Below are 3,380 nucleotides of genomic sequence, written 5' to 3'. Positions count from 1 at the left end.
CAGCACCACCAGCAAATTATGGAAAGACTCCTGCTGTTGCTGGTAGAGTCCGCCGAATTCCAACACGCCGGGCGGCAAGGTCTGGTCCCGGCCGAGCTTGGCCTTGATTTCGGCTATGGCGCTGCCGAGGTCGCGGTTTTCGAGGCGGGCGGAAACCGCCACCAGTTGCCGCAGGTCTTCGCGGTGGAGTTCCAATTGTCCCGGTTCTGTCGCCACATCAGCCACTTGCGATAGTTTTACGGTTCTGCCGTCCAAAGACCGTAGCGGCAGTTCGCGCAGGTTGGCGATCTGGCCAGTCGTATCGGTGTTCATACTGACGCGGATGTTAACGACCCGGTCGCCTTCCAACACATAGGAGGCTTTTTGCCCGAGCATCGCGGTGCCGACCGCCAAGGCCACATCGTTGACGGTCAGGCCGAAGCGTTGCGCGTCACTGTCGCGCACATGCAAATTCAATGAAGGGCCGGTGGTTTCCAGGCCGTCGAAAGTATCGACGACGCCGCCGATTTTCTTAAGTTCGGCTTCGACTTGCGGCGCTTTTTGCTTGAGCCATTCGACATCGGTGGAGAAAAGCTTGATCTCGATAGGCCGGGGCGACCAGGTCAAATCGCCGATCAGGTCGTTAAGAATGCCTGCAAACTCCCACTCGATTCCGGGTACGGCAACATGAAGCTGCTTGCGCAGATCGGCAACGACCTCGTCGGTTTTCCGTTGCCGTTGCGGTTTTAATTTGACCAAAAAATCGCCCATGTGCGCTTGCGAAATACCCAAGGCCAGCCGCGCGCCGGTGCGCCGCGAATAGCTTTCCAACTCCGGCATGGCGCGCAGGAGGGTTTCGGCCTGGCGCAATTGCCGGTCGGTTTCTGCCAAGCTGGTGCCCCACGGCGCGCGGTAATCGAGCACGAAGCCGCCTTCATCCATAAACGGCAGGAATTCGCTTTCCAGTTGTCCGTATAGCCAGACTCCCAACGCCAAAATCAACACGCAGCCGGTCAGAACTTTCCCGGTCTGCTTGAGTGCCGTGCGCAACACCTTTTCGTAGTTTTGAATCAGGCGTTCCAGCCAATTTGCTTTAGCGCTGGACGGTGACTGGCCGTCAGTCGGCATCCACCAAGCTGCGAGCGACGGAATCAGCGTGACGGCCAGCACCAGCGAGGTCAGCAGCGACACCACCATCGTCAAGGCCAAGGCCCGGAAAAAACAGCCTGCAACACCGTCCAGAAACGCCAGCGGTATAAACACCACCACCGGCGTCAGCGTCGAAGCCAGCAACGGCCGGAAAATGTCCGCCAAGGTCTGCTGCACCGCCGGCAGGCGTTGTTCGCCTGCGGTAATTTTGGTATGAACGGCTTCCACCACCACAATGGCGTCATCGATAATCAGGCCGATGGCGGCGGCGATGCCGCCTAGCGTCATTAAGTTAAAACCCAGTCCCATGATGCGCAGCATCAGCAGGGTAATCAAGACCGTGGCCGGAATCACCACGGCGGCGATCAAGGTCGCCCCCCAATTTTTCAGGAACACGTAAAGAATGACGACGGAAAGTATCAGCCCCAAAAGAATGGCTTCCCAAACGCTCCGGATGGAGTCGCCCACCAACAGCGATTGGTCGTAGAAAACCGACGCTTGCATACCCGGCGGCAAGGCTTTTTTTAGCGATTCCAGTTCCTGTTTCAGTTGCCTGGCGATGTCGAGGGTACTGCCGTCCGGCTGGCTGTAGATATTGAGTAGGACAGCATTAACGCCGTTCGCGGTGACGATGTTGAAGGCCGGTTCCTGGCTGCGCTCAACCCGTGCAAAATCCTTGATGCGGATCGGATGAGCGCCGCTTGCAACCGCTTGTACGGCCCCGGCAAGCGGCGTGTTGCCGGTAACCGAGACGGTCAGGTTTTCTATGTCTTCGACAGTATGAACGCGGCCATCGACCACCGTCAGGTAGAGTTTGTAATCTTCCTCCAGCATGCCGGTCGGTGCGATCAGGTTGTTCCTGACCAATGCATCGGTGACTTGAGCGAGACTCAGATTTACGGCTTGCAAGCGTAACGGATCGACAATAACGTGATATTCCGGCGCCCGCCCGCCGACAATGCCGGTGCGGGCCACGCCGGGTATGCGCAGCAAGCGAGGGCCAATCGTGTAACGCGCCGTTTCCCATAGTTCGGTCAGCGAATGTGCGGGTCCGGTAAGGCTCAGGCCGACCACCGGAAAGGCGGCAAAAGTGAGCCGCCAAACCGCCGAGCTTGCGGTCGCCGGTAGCGTTTTTTGCACGACCGCAAGCCGACCCTGCACGAACAGCTCCGCCTGTACCATATCCGTTTGCCAGGTGAAAAACACGTTGATTTCCGCCGAGCCGCGCCCGGTTTTCGAACGCACGGTGCGCACGCCGGGAATGTCTTTCATTGCCTCTTCGACTGGGCGGGTGATGGTCGCCATCATCTCGTTGGCGGGCATCACTCCGTTGTCGATCAGGATGACTACCCGCGGGAAATCGGTCTGGGGGAAGATTGATGAAGGCATACCCAGCGCCGCGTAGGCACCGGCCAAGCACAGTGCGACACAAAGGAAGGCAATGACCAGGCCGTGGCGAGTTGCAAAAGAGCCGGAGGTAGAAGTGCGCGTCATTTCATTTTATTCATGAGCATCAACGTATGCGGATTGATGAGCCAACCACGAACGGCTGGTTAAACAACGCTTGAAGCCCTTGCCGAGAACCCAGAGGATACAAAGTTTTTTCTTCGTATCCTTCGTGTCTTATGTGCATTACTTCAGCACCCGGATACGCGTTTCAGGCGGCAAGCCGTAAACGCCCTGGGTCACGATAGTCGTGCCTTCCTCTAAATCCTCGCCCGATACTTCAATGAGATTTCCGTCGCGTAAACCCGGTTTGATGATCTTTTGTTTGGCATTGTCGCCGTCAACCACGGTAATTAAACTGCTGCCGTCTCTGGTCACCACGCTTTCAATCGGAACCGCCAAGCGCTCAGAGTGCTCTTCGACGACGATGCGCACATTGACGAATTGGCCGGGCCGGAAGCCGGCGGCCTTGCTTAGAGTGGCCCGAACCAATACGGTATCGGTGAGCGGATCGACCTGAGCGCCGATAAAGGCCAGTTTTCCCTGTTGAATCGGGGCGCTCTCTGCCGCGCCGATGCTGATTTCCGCCGATTGTCCCAAACGAAGCGCAAAGGCTTCCAGGCTGGGCACACGGATAGCGATGTCCAGGCGATCCATGTCAACCAAGTCCGCTAATACCGTAGCCAAGCTCACCGCCTCGCCGACTTTAAAATGAATGGCCGCCACAGTGCCGGACAGAGGCGCCTTGATCTGCAATAACTCGCGTTGGGTCTTGGCGTTGAGTAAATCCTTCGGGCGGTTTGCAG

Annotated in this window: 2 protein-coding genes; both read right to left on the bottom strand. The window is 57.7% G+C overall.

The genetic code is table 11. The annotated features are described in order from the left end of the window. A partial coding sequence (locus WC614_14065) for an efflux RND transporter permease subunit (protein MFA5034129.1) occupies window positions 1-2,622 on the bottom strand: 2,622 nt, incomplete at its 3' end. 138 nt (window positions 2,623-2,760) lie between these two features. Further along, window positions 2,761-3,380, bottom strand: a 620-nt coding sequence (locus WC614_14060) for an efflux RND transporter periplasmic adaptor subunit (GenBank protein ID MFA5034128.1), incomplete at its 5' end; no start/stop codon positions are given.

The sequence above is a fragment of the bacterium genome (assembly GCA_041649255.1).
Taxonomy (GTDB): Bacteria; Hydrothermota; UBA3073; order JACQXS01; family JAQTXJ01; genus JAQTXJ01.
This window is presented reverse-complemented; position numbering and strand designations above follow the sequence as displayed.